This is a genomic window from Hyphomicrobium sp. (assembly GCF_041674905.1).
Lineage (GTDB): Bacteria > Pseudomonadota > Alphaproteobacteria > Rhizobiales > Hyphomicrobiaceae > Hyphomicrobium_B.
In genome coordinates this window covers 1-12,971 of the sequence record NZ_JBAYUV010000017.1, presented here as the reverse complement: position 1 = coordinate 12,971, position 12,971 = coordinate 1, and the positions used below count along the sequence as shown (strand labels likewise).

Annotated in this window: 14 protein-coding genes; 11 read left to right on the top strand and 3 right to left on the bottom strand. The window is 61.3% G+C overall.

Features of this window, described 5'->3' with window-relative positions; genetic code table 11:
* Positions 1-104 precede the first annotated feature (104 nt).
* A complete protein-coding gene (locus tag WC026_RS09030) occupies positions 105-698 on the top strand; it encodes a TIGR00645 family protein (protein ID WP_372710601.1) in 594 nt (197 codons plus the stop codon).
* Between the two features lie 55 nt (positions 699-753).
* Here the strand turns inward: WC026_RS09030 and secA are convergent, their stop codons facing one another.
* Complete coding sequence (gene secA / locus WC026_RS09025) at positions 754-3,705, bottom strand: preprotein translocase subunit SecA (RefSeq protein ID WP_372710548.1); 2,952 nt, start codon at positions 3,703-3,705, stop codon at positions 754-756.
* 400 nt (positions 3,706-4,105) lie between these two features.
* On the opposite strand from secA, the gene WC026_RS09020 reads away from it, so the two are divergent.
* From WC026_RS09020 to mutT, 4 genes are all read left to right on the top strand, one after another.
* A complete protein-coding gene (locus WC026_RS09020; protein ID WP_372710547.1) occupies positions 4,106-5,059 on the top strand; it encodes a peptidylprolyl isomerase in 954 nt (317 codons plus the stop codon).
* Positions 5,060-5,159: 100 nt separating this feature from the next.
* A complete protein-coding gene (argJ, locus tag WC026_RS09015; protein WP_372710545.1) occupies positions 5,160-6,407 on the top strand; it encodes a bifunctional glutamate N-acetyltransferase/amino-acid acetyltransferase ArgJ in 1,248 nt (415 codons plus the stop codon).
* 12 nt (positions 6,408-6,419) lie between these two features.
* Positions 6,420-7,076, top strand: coding sequence for a thiopurine S-methyltransferase (locus tag WC026_RS09010; protein ID WP_372710544.1), 657 nt, complete (start codon positions 6,420-6,422; stop codon positions 7,074-7,076).
* Positions 7,073-7,480, top strand: a complete 408-nt coding sequence (gene mutT / locus WC026_RS09005; protein WP_372710543.1) for an 8-oxo-dGTP diphosphatase MutT — start codon at positions 7,073-7,075, stop codon at positions 7,478-7,480. The genes WC026_RS09010 and mutT overlap by 4 nt, the downstream gene beginning before the upstream one ends.
* On the opposite strand, the gene WC026_RS09000 is transcribed toward mutT, so the two are convergent.
* Entirely contained in the window at positions 7,461-8,354 is an 894-nt protein-coding gene (locus tag WC026_RS09000) for a methyltransferase domain-containing protein (protein WP_372710542.1), read from the bottom strand. The two genes, mutT and WC026_RS09000, sit on opposite strands and share 20 nt — an antisense overlap.
* 56 nt (positions 8,355-8,410) lie before the next feature.
* Between WC026_RS09000 and WC026_RS08995 the strand changes: the two genes are divergently transcribed.
* From WC026_RS08995 to WC026_RS08980, 4 genes are all read left to right on the top strand, one after another.
* Positions 8,411-9,229 (top strand): ComF family protein, encoded by an 819-nt coding sequence (locus WC026_RS08995; protein WP_372710541.1) that lies wholly within the window; start codon positions 8,411-8,413, stop codon positions 9,227-9,229.
* A gap of 115 nt (positions 9,230-9,344) precedes the next feature.
* A complete protein-coding gene (gene grxC / locus WC026_RS08990; protein ID WP_372710600.1) occupies positions 9,345-9,617 on the top strand; it encodes a glutaredoxin 3 in 273 nt (90 codons plus the stop codon).
* Between the two features lie 2 nt (positions 9,618-9,619).
* Positions 9,620-10,504, top strand: coding sequence for a carbon-nitrogen hydrolase family protein (locus WC026_RS08985; protein ID WP_372710599.1), 885 nt, complete (start codon positions 9,620-9,622; stop codon positions 10,502-10,504).
* Positions 10,505-10,957, top strand: a complete 453-nt coding sequence (locus WC026_RS08980; protein WP_372710540.1) for a DUF1178 family protein — start codon at positions 10,505-10,507, stop codon at positions 10,955-10,957.
* Positions 10,958-10,996: 39 nt separating this feature from the next.
* On the opposite strand, the gene WC026_RS08975 is transcribed toward WC026_RS08980, so the two are convergent.
* Positions 10,997-11,266 (bottom strand): hypothetical protein, encoded by a 270-nt coding sequence (locus tag WC026_RS08975; RefSeq protein ID WP_372710539.1) that lies wholly within the window; start codon positions 11,264-11,266, stop codon positions 10,997-10,999.
* 336 nt (positions 11,267-11,602) lie between these two features.
* Between WC026_RS08975 and bioB the strand changes: the two genes are divergently transcribed.
* Together bioB and WC026_RS08965 are read left to right on the top strand one after the other, a co-directional pair.
* Positions 11,603-12,673, top strand: coding sequence for a biotin synthase BioB (gene bioB / locus WC026_RS08970; protein WP_372710537.1), 1,071 nt, complete (start codon positions 11,603-11,605; stop codon positions 12,671-12,673).
* Positions 12,657-12,971: aminotransferase class I/II-fold pyridoxal phosphate-dependent enzyme (locus WC026_RS08965; RefSeq protein WP_372710536.1), on the top strand; the 315-nt coding region annotated here is incomplete at its 3' end. The genes bioB and WC026_RS08965, both read left to right, overlap by 17 nt.

Sequence of the window (12,971 nt, the reverse complement as noted above, 5' to 3'; positions counted from 1 at the left end):
GCGCTAATTTGGTGCTGATCTCGCATCTGCACGACGGATCTTGCCCGGCGTGGTGGAGCTTGCGATAGATGGGTCGTATCGCAACTGCGAAAGGCTTCGTACACATGGCAGAAAAGACCGTCATCAAGCGCGTGGAAATTTTTCTGGAAAACCTGCTGTTCAGCTCACGCTGGCTGCTGGCGCCCTTTTACTTCGGCCTCGCGCTGGCGCTTTTCATACTGCTCATCAAGTTCCTGATGGAGCTTTTCCATCTCGCAGAGAGCGCGTTCGTTTCAACCGAATCCGACGTAATCCTGGGCCTTCTGACGCTTGTCGACCTGACGCTGACAGGGTCGCTGCTGATTATCGTAATTTTCTCGGGCTACGAAAATTTCGTTTCGCGCATGGATCATTCCACCCATGGCGACCGGCCGGAATGGATGGGCACGATCGATTTCGCGGCCCTGAAGCTCAAGATGCTGTCGTCGATCGTCGCGATTTCCGCCGTCCAGCTTCTGCGTCAGTTCATGTCGCTCGGCACCGTGACGCCCGAGCGTGAGAAAGAGCTGTTCTGGCTGGTCATCATCCACATCGTGTTCGTGGTCTCGAGCGTGCTGCTGGCGCTCTCGGACCGCATCGCAGCGGGTGGGCATGGGCATGGCAGCAGCGAACCGGGTGACGCCCACGCGTCCGCCGACACGAAAACGAGCGGCCACTAAACAGGTCCGACGACGGCGAATGCGGAAGGACTGATCTTCGATCAGTCCTTCGCGTTCAGTCCATCTTGCCGTGGCAATGCTTGTATTTCTTGCCTGAGCCGCACGGGCAAAGGGCGTTGCGCGAAACGCGGCCCCAGGTTGCCGGATCGTTCGGATCGACGGCGCCTTCACCACGGCGGCTTTGAACCGGTGCGCGCTTCTCGGGCTCGGGCGGCGCGTTGCGGCGGGCCCGCGCGCCGGCAATCGCGGCGTCGGCCATAGCAAGCTCGGGGTTCTGCTCGAATTCATCGAGGCCGGTCGTTGCGTCGACGTGATGCGCCATCATCGGCGGCAGATCGACCGGCTGAAGTGCGGGCTGATCCTCGGGCGGTGCAAGCTCGACATGCATCAGCTGACCCGTCACGTTTTCGCGCAGGCGTCCGAGCATATTCTCGAACAGGATGAATCCTTCGCTCTTGTACTCGTTGAGCGGGTCTTTCTGACCGTAAGCCCGGAAGCCGATGACCTGGCGCAAGTGCTCGAGCGTCACAAGATGCTCGCGCCACAGGTGATCGAGCGTCTGCAGCAGGACCATCTTTTCGATCTGGCGGTAAAGCTCCGGCCCGAGTTCGCTCGTCTTGGCTTCGACCTTGGCTTCGACGGCGGCTCTGATGCGTTCCTTGATTTCTTCGTCCGCGATGCCTTCCTCGGCCGCCCAGGCCTCGATCGGTAGATCGAGAGCGAAGATCTCATTGATTTGTTCTTTGAGGCCCGCTGTATCCCACTGCTCGGCGTAGGCCGTCGGCGGAATGAAGCGCGTCACGAGCTGATCGATAAGCTCGTTGCGAAGCTCAACGACCGTCTCGGAAACATCGTCCTCGCCCATGATCTCGAGACGCTGATCGAAGATGACCTTGCGCTGGTCATTCATCACGTCATCGTACTTCAGGATCTGCTTGCGGATGTCGAAGTTGCGTTGCTCGACCTTCTTCTGCGCGGTCTCGAGCGACTTGTTCATCCAGGGATGCGTGATCGCCTCGCCTTCCTTGAGGCCCAAGGTCTGGAGCACCTTGTCCATGCGCTCGGAGCCGAAGATGCGCATCAGGTCATCATCGAGCGCGAGATAGAATTTAGAACGGCCCGGATCGCCCTGACGGCCGGAACGGCCGCGCAGCTGATTGTCGATGCGTCGGCTCTCGTGGCGCTCCGTGGCGAGAACATAAAGGCCGCCCGCTTCGAGGGCTTTCTGCTTTTTAACCGCGGCGTCGGCAACAAGCTCAGCGCGCTTGCTCTTGATTGCCGCGTCGTCGGGGGCAGAGCCTTTCGCGGTTTCTTCCTCAATCCAGTCACGCAGCCGGAACTCGGCGTTGCCGCCAAGCTGAATGTCGGTGCCGCGACCGGCCATGTTCGTCGCGATTGTCACCGCGCCGGGAACGCCGGCCTGGGCGACGATGTTGGCTTCCTGTTCATGGTAGCGCGCGTTCAGAACACTGTGCTCGACGGCTTGCTTCTTGCCCTTCGACTCGGTGGCAAACTTCGTCAACAGCGCCGCCATATCGGTGAAGTGCTTGCGCAGATCATCGTCCTTGCCGGGCTTCAGTTCGCTCGCCTGCTTTTCGAGCGTGTGCGCCAGATCGCGAAGGTACTTGTGGTCTTTCAGAAGTTCGGAAAGCTGCTCCGACTTCTCGATCGACGTCGTGCCGACGAGGATCGGCTGGCCGCGATCCTTGGCTTCCGCGATCGACTGAACGATCGCCGCGAGTTTTTCCTTTTGCGTGCGATAGATTTCGTCGTCTTCATCGACGCGACTGACCGGAAGGTTCGTCGGAATATCGATGACCTGAAGACCGTAGATGTCCATGAACTCGTCGGCTTCCGTCAGGGCCGTGCCGGTCATGCCGCCAAGCTTTTTATAAAGACGGAAGTAGTTCTGGAACGTGATCGAGGCGAGCGTCTGGTTCTCGGGCTGGATCTCAACGTGCTCTTTGGCTTCGAGCGCCTGATGCAGGCCTTCCGAATAGCGGCGGCCCGGCATCATGCGGCCGGTGAATTCGTCGATGATGACGACTTCGTCGCCCTTGACGATGTAATCCTTGTCGCGCTGGAACAGCTTATGGGCCTTCAGCGCCTGCGTGAGGTGATGAACGATCGTGACGTTGTCGATGTCGTACAGCGTGCCCTTGAGCATGCCAGCCTTCTCGAGAACGTTTTCCATTTTCTCGTTGCCGGCCTCGGTGAACGACACCTGGCGCTGCTTTTCGTCCAGCTCAAAGTCGCCCGGCTCGACGACCTTCATCAACTCGTCGATCGTCTGATAAAGCTCGGCGCGATCTTCGAGCGGACCGGAAATAATGAGCGGCGTGCGCGCTTCATCGATCAGAATCGAGTCGACTTCGTCGACGATCGCGTAAACGTGCGGACGCTGCACCATCTCTTCGCGGTTCATCTTCATGTTGTCGCGAAGATAATCGAAGCCGAGCTCGTTATTGGTTCCGTAGGTCACGTCGCAGGCATAGGCGAGCTTGCGTTGTTCATCCGACATATCGTGAATGATGACGCCGACGGTCAGGCCGAGGAAGCGGTAAACCTGGCCCATCCATTCGGCGTCGCGACTAGCGAGATAGTCGTTGACGGTGACGACGTGCACGCCCTTGCCGTTCAAAGCATTCAAATAGACGGGAAGCGTGGCGACCAGAGTCTTGCCTTCGCCGGTTCGCATTTCGGCGATGTCGCCCTGATGCAAAACCATGCCGCCGATCAGCTGGACGTCGAAGTGACGTTGTCCGAGAGAGCGCTTGGCGGCTTCGCGAACCGTGGCGAAGGCCGGGACGAGCAGATCGTCGAGCGTCTTGCCTTCCGCGATTTCCTTGCGGAAAGCGTCTGTCCGCGCCCTCAGCTCGTCGTCGGTCAAAGCCTGCACTTCGTCTTCGAGCGCATTGATGGCGGCGACCCGGGCCCTGAAGCCCTTGACCTTGCGTTCATTCGACGAACCAAAGATTTTCGAAGCGAAACCACCGAACGAGAGCATCTTGAAATCCGTCCTAACGTCAGCATCAGCCCGCACGCTTCAGCGCGTCCGAGCAAGGGTTGCGTTCACCTGAAGTTCCGTTCAGCAAAAAATGCGCGGCAAGGGCCATTCCCCGCCACGCCTGCATCACGATCCCTCGGCAATCTCACGTGGTTCGAACGGGCCGAAACCCGCGCCGATCTGGGGGCAGACATAAGAACTCGTCCCCCCGGCTGTCAATGTTCAGAACCGTCTCTCCCAGCGTTCAAATTTTGCCGCTCTATTCAAATATTAACTTGGTTTTCCCACCTCGGGCCGTTATCGAGGCCCGTCTGCTTCCAGGCATGTATGGACTAAAGCGGCCATGAGCCGAATATAAGTCTGGCGGGCATTTCTCATCCCAACTTCGGAGCTTACCCCCATGAAGCGCATCTTACCTACCGCCTTTTCGGTCGCATTTGCGATCACGCTTCTGGGCGCGCCGGCCACGCAGGCCTTCGCCGAAGATAAAGTCGTCGCCACCATCGACGGAAAGCCGATCACGGACGGCGACCTTGCCGTCGCGGAAAGCGAAATCGGCAGCGACATGGGAACGATGCCGGGCGCGCAGAAGCGCACCTCGCTGCTCGAATTCCTTATCGACAATCAGCTTTTTGCAGAAGCGGCCGAAAAGGCAAAGCTCGACCAGGGCCCCGACTTCGAGACCCGTCTCGCCTATCTCAAGCGCCGGGCGCTGAGAGAGCTTTATTTCGAGAAGGTCATCAGAGGGGCCGTCAGCGACGCCGACGCGCGCAAAATATACGACGATCAGGTGAAGCTTTTGAAGCCGGAAGAGGAAGTTTCGGCACGCCATATCCTGGTCGAAACCGAAGAGCAGGCCAAGGCCCTTAAGGAAAAGCTCGATAAAGGCGCGGATTTCGCGCAGCTCGCCAAGGAAAACTCGAAGGATCCGGGTTCGAAGGACGACGGCGGCAATCTCGGCTACTTCGGCCACGGACAGATGGTGCCGCAGTTCGAAGAGGTCGTCTTCAAATTGAAGAAGGGTGAGGTTTCCGCTCCGATCAAGACCCAGTTCGGCTGGCATCTCGTCAAGCTCGAAGACAGCCGGACGAAGCAGCCGCCCGCCTTCGAAATCGTCAAGGACCGGATCGCGCAATCGCTGCTGCTGCAGAAGGCTCAAAAAACGGCAACCGAACTTCGCGCCAACGCCAAGATCGAGATCGTCGATCCGGAGATCAAAAAGTCGATCGACGAGCGCAATGCGATGGTCGCCAAGCAGGCCGCTCCGAGCGCCGCGCCTGCGACAGCACCGGCGGAAGCTCCGGCTCAAGCGGCCCCGGCAGCGGACGCTCTGAAGGACGCGCCGAAACCATAACGGCCGCTGCGACGCGTAACCGTTCGATTTCTGGATCGGGCCGCTTGATTATGGCGGCCCGATCTGTTTCACGGAGCCTCGCGCCACAGCGGAGGTTCCCATGGGCAAAGTCTCTAGCGTTTCACCGTTCGCACCAGCGGTTCTTGTCGAGCTTCCGCCCATCGACGGCGTGGCATTCGCCACCGCCGAGGCAGGCATCCGCTACAAAAAGCGAACCGATCTGCTGCTTGCGATCCTCGATGAAAGCACTTCGGTCGCAGGCGTATTGACCCAATCGAAGACGGCGTCTGCGCCGGTGCTTCTCTGCCGCAAGCACCTCAAGAGGGGCACGGCGCGAGCGCTTGTCGTCAATTCCGGCAATGCCAACGCGTTTACGGGAAAAAAGGGACATGAGGCCGTCGATATCACGGTCGAGCATGCGGTCGAAGCCGTTGGCTGCCGGCCGCACAACGTTTTCGTCGCCTCCACCGGCGTTATCGGGGAGCCGCTCGACGCGACGAAATTCGCGGGTCTCCTGACAGGCCTCGCGGAACGCGCGGAGCCCGATGCGTTCGAAGCCGCCGCGCGCGCCATCATGACGACCGACACCTATCCCAAGCTCGCAACGCGCAAGGCCCTGATCGGCAACACGGAAGTGACGATCAACGGCTTCTGCAAAGGGGCTGGCATGATCGCGCCCGACATGGCGACGATGCTGTGCTTCATCTTCACCGATGCGGCGATCCCGGCTGACGTGCTGCAAGATCTCGTCGGCGAACATGTCAAGACGACCTTCAACTGCATGACGGTCGATGGCGACACGTCGACCAGCGACACCTGCCTCGTTTTCGCGACGGGCCATGCCGCGGAACGTGGCCAGAAACCCGTCACGAAGGCGAAGTCCAAGAAGCTCAAGGTGTTCTCTGACGCGCTTCACGATCTGATGCAGGACCTCGCCATCCAGGTGGCCAAGGACGGGGAGGGACTTTCGAAGTTCGTGACGTTCGAGGTGGAGGGCGCGAAGTCCTGGGAAGCCGCCCGGGCCATCGCGCTGGCCTGCGCCAACTCGCCCATTCTCAAAACCGCCATCGCGGGACAAGACCCCAACTGGGGCCGGGTCGTCATGGCGGTCGGGAAATCCGGCGAAGCGGCGGATCGCGACAAACTCACCATCTGGTTTGGCCCGCACTGCATGGCGCGCGACGGCGAACGGGCCGCGGACTACGACGAAAAGACCGCGGCGGCCTACATGAAGAATCGCGAAATTGTGATCCGCATCGCTGTCGGCGTGGGTAAGGCTTCGGCGACGGTCTGGACTTGTGACCTGACACACGACTATGTGTCGATCAACGCGGACTATCGGAGCTAAACGTAAAGACGGATGGAAAAGGCTTTCTGGACGGAGCGCTGGAAGCGGCGTGATATCGGTTTTCACCAGCCCCACGTTCACGAGCAGCTGAAACGCTTCTGGCCGACGCTTAATTTGCCCGTCGCAAGCACGATTTTCGTGCCGCTGGCGGGCAAGAGCCACGACATGGTCTGGCTTGCGACGCAGGGGCACCGTGTCATCGGGGTCGAGCTTTCCGACGTCGCGGTCCGGGAATTCTTCAAGGATGGCGGACAGACACCCGAAATCCGATCAGACGGGCCGTTCGACGTCTTTTCGGCCGGGCCGTTCAATCTCTATCGCGGCGACTTTTTCGAAACGTCGGCCGAGATGGTGCGAGATGTCGTGGCGGTCTACGACCGTGCGGCGCTGATCGCGTTGCCCGCCGACCTTCGGGAGCGCTACGCCAAGAAGCTCGCCAGCATTATCCCGAGCACGGCGATCATCTTCCTCGTCGCACTCGAGTATCCCGAGCACGAGATGTCCGGTCCACCGTTCGCGGTGACGCGCGATGAGGTCGAACGTCTTTACGGCGATACATTCGACATCCAGGTGCTCGAAGCGCGCGACGGGCTGGAGGATAGCGGAAATCTGCGTCGGCGCGGCGTCACTCGGCTTGAGGAAACGGCCTACGTGCTGAGGCGGCGATGACGAAGCCGCTCGTTCTGGTGGCCGCCGTCGCATTGATCGATGACGATAAGCGCGTATTGATCGCCCAGCGCCCGGCCAATAAATCCATGGCGGGGTTCTGGGAGTTTCCGGGCGGCAAGATCGAAGCCGGTGAGACGCCGGAGGATGCGCTCTGCCGCGAGATCAAGGAAGAACTCAGCATCGAGCTTTGCCGGACGTGCCTCGCGCCGTTCAACTTCGCGAGCCACGCCTACGACGACTTTCACCTTCTGATGCCGCTTTATGTCTGCCGCACCTGGGACGGCGAGATCGCGCCGCGCGAGGGCCAAACCATCGAATGGGTCCGGGCGCTGCATCTGACGCGCTACCGGATGCCGCCGGCGGACGAGCCGCTTATTCCCTGGCTCAGGGATTTTCTGGCTTAGGCTTCAGCACGTCGGACAGACGGACCTTTGCCGAGCCCGGCGCCAGCGGCTTTTGCTGGCTTTCGTGCGGCACCCAGCCGGTCAGCGTGATGATCTCGAAGGTTGCAGGGATGCGGCCGTCCGGAAGGCCAAAGCGTTCCTGATACACTTCCGCCGCCCGAAGCAGCAGGCGGCGCGTGACCGGCGCCCGGCTACGTTCGATCAGCATGTTGCTGGCCGCCATGGCCTTCAGATCACGCATCAGCGCCAGCGGCGATTCATACGTCACGCGCACCGGGTCGCTGTCGGCGACGGGAAGGGCGAAACCAGCGCGCTGCAGCAGGCTGCCTAATTCGCGCACGTCGGCAAACGGCGCGACGCGGGGCGAGGCTCCGCCGAACAATTCCTCTTCGGCCAAGAGCCAAGCTTCGCGCAATTCCTTGAGTGTCTGGCCGCCAAGGAGGGCCCCGAGGAACAGCCCGTCCGGCTTCAGGGCGCGATTGATCTGTGCCAGGACGCCCGGAAGGTCGTTGATCAGATGCAGCGAAAGTCCGGACACGACGAGATCGAGGCTTTGCTGGGCAAATGGCAAGGCGTCGTCCTTCGCCGCCACCTTCCGCGCCGTCGAAAGATCGAGGCAGCGCTCCGACGCCTCGACATCGATGATGTCGCCGATGCTCGGCAACTCGCGAAGCCGCGCGGCCAGCAGACCGTGGTAGGAGCCGATGCAAGCGGCGAGCGCGAATTCGCGACGCACGATGGCGAGCCGCTCGACAAAGTCGTCGGCAACGCGGGCAAGGAGAAAATCGCTCGCCGCTGCATTGCCTTCGGCCGCAATACGGTTTCGCCGCGCCCGGATCAGTTCCTGATCGAAAATCTGCGGCGCGCCGGCCATCGCAATCCGTCCATGAAGTTCTCGCTGCCGATGCGACATTGCGCTAAGTTGCGGCAATGACAGCACGATCGACGACCAATGAGCCAAATTTCGCGCCGCAAGATGGCACGGCGTCCGAGGCTGGCGCTGCGCGACTCTTTCGCGCTTTCGGTCGCGCCGGGCGCTCGGCGCTGGACGTCTTGCTACCGCCGCTCTGCCTTGGCTGCCGTGTTCACATTACGGCGCATGATGCGCTTTGTCCGGCGTGCTGGCGACAGGTCAATTTCGTCCGGCCGCCGCTTTGCGATCGCCTGGGTCTGCCGCTGCCCTACGATACCGGCGGGCGGATGGTTTCGGCGGCGGCCGTGGCGGACCCGCCGAACTTCGACCGGGCGCGCGCCGTCGCGAGTTTCGACGGCGTGATGCGGGACCTCGTTCACGCGTTCAAATTCCACGATACTCATCACGCACGCCACCTTTTTGGACGATGGCTCATGGAAGCCGGGCGCGAGTTGCTCGACGAAGCCGACGTGCTCGTCCCGGTGCCGCTCGCGCGCTGGCGACTGTTGACGCGCCGATTTAACCAAGCGCAAATTCTTGCAGCGGATACGGGGCGTATCGCGAAGAAGCCGGTGAGGCCGTTTGCGCTCGTCCGCTCGCGATCGACACCGCATCAGGTTGGTCTTACGCGCGCCCAGCGCCAGCGAAATGTGTCAGGCGTGTTTCGCGTGCCGGCGAGCGAAATCGCGACCGTATCCGGAAAAGCCATAGTTCTAATCGACGATGTCATCACGACTGGGGCGACGGCGTCGGCCGCGGCTTTGACGCTGAAACGGGCGGGCGCGCGGCGCGTCGATGTTCTGGCGCTTGCAATCGTTGCCAACAGTTCATCTTGAGGCCGAAAAACCGTGGCAAAGGCGCGCAAATGTCGCAATCCAGGTTGCATGACCTCGCGAACGCGGTAGTTTCGAGTCGGACGATTTGGGAGGCGTACGGAGAGGCGCCGACGTGATGCATAAGGTGACGGTCTACACGGCTGGGAACTGCTGCTACTGCCACATGGCAAAGGATCTGCTGAGACGCAAAGGCGCGGCCTTCGAGGAAATCGATTTGACCGGCCGAGGCGATTTGCGCGCGGACTTGAGTACGCGCGCGGGAGGCCGGAATACCGTCCCGCAGATCTGGATCGGCAGCGTCCACGTCGGAGGTTGCGACGATCTCCTCGATCTCGAACGCTCGGGCAAGCTCGACGCGCTTCTCGCACAAACGACATCGGCATCGTGACAATGACTTCCCCGTCGAAGACGGCGTCCAAGACCGTGTTCCGGGCGGCGCTTGTCCAGATGCGTGCCGGGCGCGATGTTGCGCGCAACGTCTCGGATGCTCTGGCGCTGGTTGGCGAAGCCGCCGCGCAACAGGCGTCCTACGTGCAAACGCCGGAATGCACGACGCTGATGGAGGTCGATACCGAGCGGCTGATGGCCGAGACGAAACCGGAAGCGGGCAACACAGCTCTCGCGGCGTTTTCGCAGGCTGCGGCGGATAAGAAAATCTGGCTGCACATCGGCTCGATGGCGGTGAAGGTCGGAGAGCGGCGTCTCGCGAACCGCTCCTACCTTTTCGCGCCCAATGGCGACGTCAGCGCGCGCTACGACAAGATCCACATGTTCGACGTCGATCTCGGCAAGGGCGAGGTCTACAGCGAAAGCGTCAACTACCAAGCGGGTTCCAACGCGGTCATTTCCGAGCTGCCGTGGGGGCGATTGGGGCTGACGATCTGCTATGACCTGCGCTTCCCGGCTCTGCACCGTGCGCTCGCCAAAGCTGGAGCGTCTTTCATTGCCGGGCCTGCCGCATTCACACGCATCACCGGCGAAGCGCATTGGCATACGCTGCTCAGGGCCCGCGCCATCGAAACCGAAACTTTCGTGCTGGCGGCAGCCCAGGGCGGTCGCCATGAAAACGGCCGCGAGACGTTCGGGCACAGTCTCATCATCTCGCCGTGGGGCGAGATCATCGGCGAAGGCGGTACGGACCCCGGCGTCGTGATCGGCGACATCGACACGCACCGCATTGACGAAGTCCGGCGCAAAATCCCATCTCTGACGCACGACCGGATATTCGACATTGTCGAGGAGCGGCGGCCGCAGCTCGAAACGATAAGAAAGTAAATGATCAAGTACCGCCTTGGCTGCGCTGACGGCCACGAGTTCGAAAGCTGGTTCCCTAGCATCGCCGATTACGACGCCCAGTCGCGCTCGGGCGATCTCGCTTGTCCTTTGTGCGGCTCAGCCGAAATCAACAAGCTGCCCATGGCGCCTGCCGTCGTGACCGGGCGAGGCAACAGAGATGTGCAGGCACCGGAGCATGCGCCAGCTGCCGCCGCGCCGAGCGCTCCGTCACAGCCGCCCCTGGCGACCGCGCTTCGCGCCTTCAAGAAGGCGGTGCTGGAAAATTCCGAGGACGTCGGCGGGCGGTTCGCGGAGGAAGCGCGAAAAATTCATTTCGGCGAGGCGGAAGAGCGCAACATTCGCGGCAGCACCACCGCTGAAGAGGCGCAGTCGCTGCACCAGGACGGTGTTCCGTTCAGCATCCTGCCCGAGCTTCCGGAAGATCTCAATTAGACAGCGCTTTCTCGCGCCTTGCTCCTCAATGCCCAAGTGTCAGCGCTTGGAAATCTCGGTTAACGTGTATTCCAATGCTTCCCGCAGTGAAGCCGTACTGAAGCTCGGCTGGCTGTAGCCTCCGGCCGTCCAAATGAAGCGATCCTTGGCTATCGTCCAAATCCCGCGAACGTGCCCGTCGCGTTCGACCAGAAGGCTGTCGGCTGATTTTTTTGCCGTGAACCCCCGTTTGACAAAACTTTCCTCGCCTTGAAGGGCTTCTGTCAGAAGCCCCAATCGAACTGCTTTCTTCATGCGGACGACCTGCAACCGGAAGATTTTAGAAAACGCCGCTCACTAAACGCAGCTGGGCGCACATCGGCTCCTTGCCCGGCATGAAATTCTTGCAGGCTGAAGGTCGGTTCTCTCTGATGTGAAGCGCCGCAAAGGCATCGACGGCCTTGGAAACCTATGCAATTGATACTAAAATGTATTTTGACTCTTGTCTTCGCCCGGTCGGGCGCGGGCAAATGCGGTTGAACGGCGACGCGTCCAACACCGCGGCGGGGTAGAGGCAGAGGCATTTTGGTGGTTGCGGGCGAGGCGTGACGCGCTAGAAACAGTCAGCAATCAGGACCTATCGATCCTGCGGAGACCGCCCAGCCCATGACGTCAAACGTGACCAGACTCGATACGTCCGCGCGCCCATCGCCCCGTGCGGCGTCCGCGCCCCGTCACGATTGGACACGCACGGAAGCTCTGGCGCTCTATGAGCTGCCGTTCATGGACCTGCTGTTCCGGGCACAGATGGTGCACCGCGCTGCCTTCGATCCCAACAAGGTCCAGATGAGCCGCCTCTTGTCGATCAAGACCGGAGGCTGCGCCGAGGACTGCGGCTATTGCAGCCAGTCGGCGCATCACAAAACCGGGCTCAAGGCTTCGAAGCTGATGGAGGTCGAACGCGTCCTTACCGAGGCCAAGAAAGCCAAGTCGGCGGGCGCGACGCGCTATTGCATGGGTGCGGCATGGCGCAGTCCCAAGGCGCGCGACATGGATACGGTCGTCGCGATGGTCGAAGGCGTGAAGGCGCTCGGCATGGAAACGTGCATGACGCTCGGCATGCTGAACGATGACGACATCGTGCGGCTGCGCGATGCGGGTCTCGACTACTACAATCATAACGTCGACACCTCCGAATCCTATTACAACAAGGTCATCACGACGCGCAGCTATGCCGACCGGCTCGATACCCTGGCGCGCGTGCGCGATGCCGGCATGAAGGTCTGCTCGGGCGGCATCGTCGGCATGGGCGAAGAGCGCGAGGACCGCGTCGACATGTTGGTCACGCTCGCCAATCTCGATGAGCATCCCGAGAGCGTGCCGATCAATATGCTGATCGCGATCCCCGGCACGCCGCTCGAAAACGCCGAGCGGATCGATCCGATCGATTTCGTTCGCACCATCGCCGCCGCGCGCATTCTGATGCCGCAATCGTTCGTGCGCCTCTCGGCGGGTCGCACCGACATGAGCGATGAAATGCAGGCGATGTGCTTCTTTGCAGGCGCAAATTCGATCTTCGTCGGCGACACGCTGTTGACGGCCGACAATCCTGGCGAAGACAAGGATAGCCTGCTTTTCGCCAAGCTTGGCCTCGCGCCACTCGAACTCGACTCCGATCCAACTCAAGACCATGAGCCCGCGGCTTGCGCGGGTCGACAGGATGCCCTCCAATCATGAGCGTGCGCTCGACGCCTTGCTGCGCCGCGGCCGGTTGAGGTCGCTCGACGCGCCGTCCGGTATCGATTTCACGTCGAACGACTATCTCGGTCTCGCGCAGTCGCGGGAGCTTGCGGATGCCGTCGTTGCGGCGATCGAGCGGGGCGTTCCTGTCGGCGCCGGAGGTTCGCGGCTGCTGCGCGGCAATCATCCCGAACATGAGGCGCTTGAAGCCGAGGCGGCGGCGTTTTTCGGCTCGGAGACTGCGCTGTTCTTTGGCGGCGGCTTCATCGCAAACACGGCGCTGATGGCGACCTTG

Coding starts and splice junctions, on each gene's coding strand:
- WC026_RS09030 (WP_372710601.1), top strand. CDS start 105: ATGGCAGAAAAGACCGTCATCAAGCGCGTGGAAATTTTTCTGGAAAAC.
- secA (WP_372710548.1), bottom strand. CDS start 3,705: ATGCTCTCGTTCGGTGGTTTCGCTTCGAAAATCTTTGGTTCGTCGAAT.
- WC026_RS09020 (WP_372710547.1), top strand. CDS start 4,106: ATGAAGCGCATCTTACCTACCGCCTTTTCGGTCGCATTTGCGATCACG.
- argJ (WP_372710545.1), top strand. CDS start 5,160: ATGGGCAAAGTCTCTAGCGTTTCACCGTTCGCACCAGCGGTTCTTGTC.
- WC026_RS09010 (WP_372710544.1), top strand. CDS start 6,420: ATGGAAAAGGCTTTCTGGACGGAGCGCTGGAAGCGGCGTGATATCGGT.
- mutT (WP_372710543.1), top strand. CDS start 7,073: ATGACGAAGCCGCTCGTTCTGGTGGCCGCCGTCGCATTGATCGATGAC.
- WC026_RS09000 (WP_372710542.1), bottom strand. CDS start 8,354: ATGGCCGGCGCGCCGCAGATTTTCGATCAGGAACTGATCCGGGCGCGG.
- WC026_RS08995 (WP_372710541.1), top strand. CDS start 8,411: ATGACAGCACGATCGACGACCAATGAGCCAAATTTCGCGCCGCAAGAT.
- grxC (WP_372710600.1), top strand. CDS start 9,345: ATGCATAAGGTGACGGTCTACACGGCTGGGAACTGCTGCTACTGCCAC.
- WC026_RS08985 (WP_372710599.1), top strand. CDS start 9,620: ATGACTTCCCCGTCGAAGACGGCGTCCAAGACCGTGTTCCGGGCGGCG.
- WC026_RS08980 (WP_372710540.1), top strand. CDS start 10,505: ATGATCAAGTACCGCCTTGGCTGCGCTGACGGCCACGAGTTCGAAAGC.
- bioB (WP_372710537.1), top strand. CDS start 11,603: ATGACGTCAAACGTGACCAGACTCGATACGTCCGCGCGCCCATCGCCC.